This window comes from Leptolyngbya sp. PL-A3 (genome assembly GCF_039962325.1).
In the GTDB taxonomy this organism is placed as follows: domain Bacteria; phylum Cyanobacteriota; class Cyanobacteriia; order Elainellales; family Elainellaceae; genus Vacuolonema.
Map to the genome: position 1 here is coordinate 136803 of NZ_JAMPLB010000017.1, position 7597 is coordinate 144399.

3 protein-coding genes are annotated in these 7597 nt (G+C 54.0%); 1 reads left to right on the forward strand and 2 read right to left on the reverse strand.

Annotation, left to right across the window (positions count from 1 at the left end; all coding sequences use genetic code 11):
• Positions 1 to 145: 145 nt before the first annotated feature.
• The gene (locus tag NDI52_RS15190; RefSeq protein WP_190772348.1) at positions 146 to 2125 is read right to left on the reverse strand and encodes a hypothetical protein; all 1980 of its coding nucleotides are present in this window, start codon (positions 2123 to 2125) and stop codon (positions 146 to 148) included.
• A gap of 827 nt (positions 2126 to 2952) precedes the next feature.
• On the opposite strand from NDI52_RS15190, the gene NDI52_RS15195 reads away from it, so the two are divergent.
• Positions 2953 to 6192 (forward strand): glycoside hydrolase family 15 protein, encoded by a 3240-nt coding sequence (locus NDI52_RS15195; protein WP_190772356.1) that lies wholly within the window; start codon positions 2953 to 2955, stop codon positions 6190 to 6192.
• 87 nt (positions 6193 to 6279) lie between these two features.
• Here the strand turns inward: NDI52_RS15195 and NDI52_RS15200 are convergent, their stop codons facing one another.
• Positions 6280 to 7308, reverse strand: a complete 1029-nt coding sequence (locus NDI52_RS15200; protein ID WP_199307774.1) for a GNAT family N-acetyltransferase — start codon at positions 7306 to 7308, stop codon at positions 6280 to 6282.
• Between the last annotated feature and the right edge of the window lie 289 nt (positions 7309 to 7597).

Below are 7597 nucleotides of genomic sequence, written 5' to 3' on the forward strand. Positions count from 1 at the left end.
AGCGGTTCTCGCCTAGTGGCCTGTCCAGGCTATGTTGAGGGGGTTATATCCCCTCAACATAGCCTAAAAAATAGTTTCTATAGATTGGAGGGGAACCTCCAATCTATCCTGCCGAACTATTGCCCTGATTGCCCAGTTACTCCACCTAAGGTGAAGCCGGAATCGCAGCAGGCTCCGGGGGAGCCGGTTCTGTCGCCGCAGGTGGAGCCGGTTCCGCTGGTGCTTGCATAGGAGCGTATAGGGGTTGCACCAGCTCTCGAGGGGCAGGCGGAGCCGGAGCCGCTGCAGGAGAAGCCGGCTCTGCCCGACGAGGAGCCCGATTGACTCGCCGAGCGGACGGCTCTGCTCGCCGAGGGGCTGGTTGCCTGAAGGTACGAGGGGTTTCAGCGGGCTCTGGAGCTGCTGGGGCAGGCTCTGGAGCTGACAGGGCAGGATCTTTACCGGAAGGTGTCTCGCTGTCAGGCTCAGAAGCGCGGGCTCGTTGTGCTTCCACAGCACGGCGACGACGAAGTTCAGCTTGTTGAATCTGTCTCTGCCATTCGCGGACTGACGCCTGGGCAGTGCGATGAAGAAATCGACCGGGTTGAATAGCCGATGCCGTACGGATGGCATCTTGAAGCTTACCCTGACGGGCCTGAGTTCTCGCTAGAGTCAGCAGGGGTTCGTCTTCGATGCTTTGAATCTGAGCAGTCCATTCATACATCAGCGCCTGGGCTTCTCCCCGTAGCGCACGACCCATCGGGATCTGAGCGGCTTCTGCGATCGCCTTCCGCCAGGCTTGAATCGTTCCCGGCTGGGCCAACTGCCGCGCCCGTACCAGAATACTGCCATCCTCGATTCGCTCAATTTCCCGCCGCCAATGGGCCGCTAAGGTTTGAGCCTGACGACGGCGCATATGCTTGGGGCCAATCGTTTCAGCCTGGGCGATCGCCGCCCGATAGGTTTCTATCGTTCCCAGATTGGCCATTAACTGAGCCATTTGCAAGCGCTTGAGGTCATTTACCTGCTGGCCCCAACTCGTTATGCTGTCTCGGGCCTGGGCATAAAAGCGGCTATCGGAGGGGATGGTTTGAGCCGCGGCGATCGCTTCCTCTAGCCGATAAACATCCTGTGGGGCGGTTTCCCAATTGGTGTTGCTGGCTAAGGCCAGTTTGCGCGCTTCACTCAGACGAATCAGGTGATCTGCATGCTTGGCCAGGGCTGGGTTCACTTTAGCCTGTTGGGCCAGAGCGATCGCCTGATCCATCGTGCCATCCTTCCAGTGCTGCCGCCCCGTCTCCAGCAAGACAATGCTCCACTCGTTCAGCAGAGGTTGAATTTCCTGTTGAGCAAAGCTATTGGAGTGCATCTGGCTGGCCACGGTCATCGCCTTTGCCAGATCTTCAGGTCGGCCAGAGCGGGCTTGCTTTAGCACATCCTGCTGCAGCTTACGGTCTTTGCGCTCCTGCCAGACGCGTTGAGAGAACTGGATAGATTGTTGCGATCGCCAATAAGGATGAGGAATCTGCTCTAACTCACGAATTCCAGCGGAAGCTGCCCCCCAATTTTGGGCTTTGAGATCTGCTTGAATTTGGGTGGCAATGGTCTGGCCTTTCTTCCAAAGGTTTTCCCACTGGCCAACGATTTCCTGGCCTTCAGCATAGGCCGGGGTAGAGCGAGGAATCTGCTTCACCAAACGGCGGGCATCATCCAGTCGACCTTCACTCATGTGCCGCCGGGCCCGGTAGAGCAACTGCTGTGACCAGTCGTTTTTGAGCCGTTGGGCCTCTTGATATAAAGGGCGATCGGGCGTCCAGGCTTCGAGTAAAGCCAACCCGCTCAGCAAATCATCCAGCTCTCCCGATTGCACCGCAACCTCTGCACAGGAAAGCCGATCAATGTCTGGGGAAAGAGATGATAGCTTGTCGCACTCCGGAGCAGGAGGCAAGGCCATCAACCAGAGAAAGGCGGCGGCCGCCACTCCACTCAGTAGGGCACAAAGGTTCAGCCCCACCAATATCCATTTCCAGGATTTGGAGCGCATAGCCCCAGATCCTATCGCCACAGTATTTTCTACTGCCGGCACGGGGGCACCTGCACCTGCCTGCCCCAGTGCCAATTCATGTTGATTGTCTGGTCTTCCCATCGGTCTGCCTACCCTACTCACACAACTGGCAGATACATATCTGATTGCCAACCGCTATACGATGTCGCGATGAAGATAAAACGGTGAAACGAAGAGCAAGTTGAGCCGTTATTGCCCTGCCAGCTAAGCATGTGGCGATACTGCTGAAAATGCAACGGTTGTCTACTGTAATCCTACGGCCTAATTCTATTTCTGCGATAGCTTCAACGAGCAATTTCAGCCCTTTGGAGCTGTATTGTATTGTTCCAACTCACACCCTCAAGGACCGGGATAAATTTGTAAACCGTGAAAACTAGCATTCTGTATCCCTCAGCACTCCAAGCAGTCTTGCGAAAGAGCAAATTCCCTTAAATACGCTATGTATTCCATCTGTTTAGTTTTAATATCTCGTACAAAATAAAACTCAGATTTTGTAGAAGGTATGGCTAATCTGTACCTCTCCCAATGAAATGCTTTAACCTGAGTTCGGGTTAAGGGCGTTTTCGAGTGCGCTTTGCGCACGCCAAAATGAGCACTTCAGCTTATCCCGAACTGAGGTTGCTTTAAGCCATCAGGTTTAGAGCAGGTGCGAGAAGGTAGACCCTCAGCAGCATGAGAGATTGGACTTATCCTCGTAAAGCTCAACAGGGAACTCTGGATATGAGGAATACCTGAAATTCTCAGAACTTCCGGATGCAGAGCGAGGAATGTAGCTCTGTATTCGTCTCAGAGCTGTCCTGAGCATGGCTCAGCTCCATGAAAAAGGTCCTGCTCAAAAATCGGCCCCAGCCATTGGGCTGGTACAGCTGAACACGCTATTATCGCAATCAACTGCTAAGGCAATCTCTATGCTCCCTACGCTGACCCCTGAGCCGCTAAACCATTACTACCAGGAAATTAAAGACATTATTCTGGCGCGCCAGAACCCAATTTCTGGGTTGATCCCAGCCAGTACCGCTGTTACCGTCCATGGCAACTACACGGACGCTTGGGTGCGGGATAACGTCTATAGCATTTTGGCAGTATGGGGATTGGCTCTGGCCTATCGCAAAGCAGGGATCGATGATGGCCGAGCCTATGAACTGGAGCACAGCGTCGTAAAGTTGATGCGGGGCTTGCTGTTTGCCATGATGCGACAGGCCCCCAAGGTCGAAAAATTTAAGCAGACACAACACCCCCTGGATGCGCTCCACGCAAAGTATGACCTGAAAACAGGCGACACCGTGGTAGATGATACCGAATGGGGGCATCTGCAACTGGATGCCACATCTATCTATATTCTGATCCTGGCCCAAATGACGGCATCGGGCTTGCCCATCGTCTATACCCTGGACGAGGTCAACTTTATTCAAAACCTTGTCTATTATATCGGCCGGGCTTACCGGACACCGGATTACGGCATTTGGGAGCGAGGCGAGAAAATTAACCACGGCAACCCGGAGCTGAACGCCAGTTCTGTTGGTATGGCAAAAGCGGCACTAGAAGCCATCAGTGGGTTGGATTTATTTGGTGTACGGGGTAGCCAGGCGTCCGTCATCCATGTGCTGCCAGATGAAATCGCCCGAGCCCGGATGACGTTGGAATCTCTGCTCCCCAGGGAATCGGCTTCTAAAGAAGTGGATGCGGCGGTACTGAGCGTGATTGGCTTTCCGGCCTTTGCGGTAGAAGACTTAACCCTGGTAGAACGCACCCATCAGCAAATTGTTAGCAAGCTTCAGGGCCATTATGGCTGCAAGCGGTTCTTGCGGGATGGGCACCAGACCGTACTGGAAGACATCACACGGCTGCACTATGAGCCAACAGAACTCAAAAAGTTTGAGCACATCGAGTGTGAGTGGCCGCTATTTTTCACCTATTTGCTGCTGAATTCATTGTTTCGAGGCGATCGCACCCAAGCTGAAGATTATCGTCTGCGCCTGGATGCCTTGCGCGTTGAGCAGGGGGGGCACAAGTTGTTGCCTGAGTTGTACTATGTGCCGGAAGAGGCGATCGCCGCTGAACGGGCTACCCCTCACAGTCAAACCCGGCTCCCCAATGACAACATCCCCCTGGTGTGGGCACAGAGCCTCTATTTGCTGGGACGCTTATTGCAGGATGGCTGGATCGCGCCGGGTGACCTTGATCCCCTAAGCCGACATTTGAAGTTAGGCCAGTCTCCCCGGCCCCAGGTGCAAGTATGCCTGCTGGCAGAAGATGAGGAACTTCAGGCTCAACTGGCAGCCTTTGGGATTGCGACCCAAACGCCCAGCCAGGTCGCTCCTGTGCAAATCCGTCGCTCCAAGGAGCTATCGCAGGTCTACGAACAGATTGGGCGCAACGACAAGTTAAATCTTAGCGGTCGCCCGATCCGGCGTTTACGTGGCCTCACCACGTCGCGTATCTTCCGGGTGCGGGGCGAAACCATCGCCGTCCTTCCCTCTTTTCTGGATCAGTCTCAGTTCTACCTCACCTTCGATTACCACTTCTTAGTGGATCAAATTCGAGGCGAGTTGGCCTACATTTGGCGACATTGGAATCAGTTAGGCCGTCCTACTATGACCCTGCTGCTCACCCACGACATGATGCAGGACCAGTCTTCGCTGCTGGAACTGTTTAAGGAGATGCAGGGTGGCAAGTGTGGCAATGTGCCGGTACGTCTGGGCCGTTTGCAGGAATTGCTCCTGATGTCGGGGATGGAGCGTATTGACTTTATCCACGATTTCGAGTTCCCCCAATCTCCCCTCTCCGATGCCCGTAAGCAGCCCTATTACCTACCCTTCTTCCCAGATTCCACTCAGCAACTAACCCTTTCTCAGGAATTTACGCTGGAGCTGGAAACCGACCCCGCTTCTTTGCTGGAGCGGTTGCGGCGATCGGTCAACCTGTACGAACAAATCGAAGTGTTAGAAGCGTTGCTGCGTCTGGAAAGCCTCTCCTTTGACACGGGCTTTGGTGGACCGGGCAAAAAGGTGACAGTTGGCAACCTATTGCAGGAGGTTTACCTCAAAGCCAGCCAGTTGCGTCTGTGGGCTGTGATTCGGCGGGCGGCCGGTTTGCTGCGCAAAGTCGATGTGAACTTGTCCGATGCTGTTACGGATATTCTGGTGCGGCAGAAACAGATTGCTGTGGGCAAGTCTTACAGCGAGAATTCGCTGATCACCGATCCCATGTCCACGGTGGAAATCGTCAACAAGATTGAGGAGTTCGTGCGGCAGGATATCCGCGATCGCCCCCTCACCCAGGAAATCCTCGTTTACCTGAGCATCCTGATTAAGACCGACCCCCACCTCTTCCGCGGTTTCCTGACGCTGCGCGTCGGCTACCTGATTCTGCTCATCACCAGCGACCTGGCCCAGGAACTTAACGTTACCCAGGACGAGGCCTACGAGCACCTGATGCAACTCAGCCCCTTCGAGGTGAAGTCTCGCCTTTACAAGGTGCTGGCAGGATACGAAACCATAAACCAAATGCTGGTACAACAAGAATCCCTGACGGCGCGACAGCAGCAGGATGTTCAATGGGTTGTGACCTCCGAGGCGGAGGCGACTATTCCTACAGACATCAGCAGTTGGCGACAAAAGCGCCAGCGGGAAGGCTCCCTCAACCGGGTTCCCAAGAACTTTTATCCAAAAGTATGGCAAGTCCTGAAGCATTGTGGTGGCCTGGTGATTGGGGATAAACTCGATCGCCGCAACCGATTGGAACAGGAACTTACCCTGGAAATGACCCCCGGTGAGAAGAAATTTGCCCTGCGCGTGGAACACCTGCTGAACAAAATTCAGGCTCCGGAATACCGCCAGATCAATATTGAAGCTCTGATGGAGCTGGCAGCGCTATTTGAGCAAAACCCTGACTTCCAGATTGAGCAATCGATTGTGCTGGATGTGTTTATCGGTCATGCGGTGCGCCTAGCCTGGTTGGATCAGCATCCCGAGGATGGCGATCGCTACGATGAGCGTAAAGCCAATGCCTGGAGTGCTTTCTATGAAGTTTCTCCTTACGATTGCGCCCGCTTTATGGCCGAAGCCCTACGCTTCTTGACGGAGCTTAATCAATCGGAGGATGAGGGCGCTTTAGCCCAACAACCGCAACCAGCAGAAGCGACCTGACGCATTGCAGGGCGCTCTCCGCAGTTGCTTTTTGTGAGAGGGCGCTAAGCGCCCTCTCACAAAAAGCATGCGTCAATCCTGCTCCATTTAGCTGTGTTGTTCGTGGAAGCCGTATAGGGTATAGCGACGAATCGTTTGCGCAAAGCGCCCACTGATATTGCGGGAGGTGTTGCTGTCGTGCATGAGGGCGTGAATGACGCGAGTGTAGCCCAAGCTTTGCGCGATCGCCTGCCCCTGATCTACCAGATACCCCCCTAACCCGGCACGAGTTCGCCCTGGCAGTACCGCAACCGTTTTAATAATGGCCGTGGTGATCGCTTCTCCCCGTTTCGCTTGTGCGAGGTCAGGAATAGCGAATAGGTAGCCGATGAGAGCATCGTCCTGTTCAGCTAGCAAGACTAAATCCGGCTGTATGTAGGGTTTGATGGGGGTGTATTGAGCCAGGAATTCGGCCTCTGAAATGGGGCTGTAGAGCAGGTTTTGTTGAAAGCTGGTAAGAGAAAGGTGAAAGATGCGCTGAAGCTCAATTTCAAAGTGATTGAGGTCGAGCGATCGTACCCTGACCCCTTGCTGCTTCAACCGGTCTCCGACAGCTACCATTCGTTCATCTCGCTGGGTCAGATCAGCATTGAGGGCGGAACTGTAGGTAGCAAAGGCTTGGAAGCCAGCGGCAAGAAAATGCTGGTTCCATTCGTCGGGGTTATCGGGCTCTAGAAAAAAGGGGGGTTCAGTCCCGCGATCGCTCACCCATCGATATCGCCGCCAGGTATTACCATCCATCGGGCCGACGATGAGAGTGCAGCCCTGAGCCTGAAGTTCAGCGATCGCCTTCTGCAACACGAGCACCCCTGTGGCTTCATCACAGGCGGCATAGTGACCGATGACCCCTAAACGGTGCTCGGGATAGTGTGGGGTCTGTTGCCACCAGAGGGATGCACGAGCTTGCATCCGATGTTGGGTATGAACGACCCAGTGGGCATCAGGAGCATGGTGTTGAAAGGGGGCGATCGCCAATGGTTCAACTCCCTCAAACGGTTGCAACTCCGTCAGTTGCTCCAGTGTTTCAATCTGGCTTAGCATCATGTAGCTCTTGGATGTGATGGCAGGATACGTCATGCCCTTTGGGTGCATCCCACTTTTGCAGATTTAGAAACCCACTTTTGTAAGTGATGCGGGCTTCGCCCGCATCACTTACAAAAGTGGGATGCACCTTGCCCTTTTCACTACACTAACCATACGTTCAAAACAGGGCATATCAATCGCTCAACTCAATCAAATATAAAAAATCAGCGCTGTTTTTTTTATATTTGATTACACCCACTTACTGAGTCTCAAACCTGACTGATACCGTTTCTATATAAAGCTGCGCAGAATGGTGTGTGGGACGCTACGCGTCCCACACACC